Below are 232 nucleotides of genomic sequence, written 5' to 3'. Positions count from 1 at the left end.
CGGTGGCCGGAGCCACCACGATGATCTGGTTCGACCAGGGGGAGGTGTGTCCGGCCGAGTCCCTGGCCGCGACCCTGATGTTGTACTGGTGGGTCGGCGAGATGTTGATCGTGGCCGTGGTGACGTTCCCGACCATCGTCAGCGGGATCGCGTCGGTGAACGGTGGGGCGTACTCGATGACGTAGGCCTCGATGGCGCAGCAACCGGGGGTGGAGGCCGTCCAGGTCAGGGT

1 protein-coding gene is annotated in these 232 nt (G+C 66.8%); it reads right to left on the bottom strand.

The window, feature by feature from the left end:
• A partial coding sequence (locus LPA42_RS33645; RefSeq protein WP_228987165.1) for a fibronectin type III domain-containing protein occupies window positions 1-232 on the bottom strand: 232 nt, incomplete at both ends.

The sequence above is a fragment of the Micromonospora sp. DH13 genome (assembly GCF_020873825.1).
GTDB classification, from domain to species: Bacteria; Actinomycetota; Actinomycetes; order Mycobacteriales; family Micromonosporaceae; genus Micromonospora; species Micromonospora haikouensis.
This window is presented reverse-complemented; position numbering and strand designations above follow the sequence as displayed.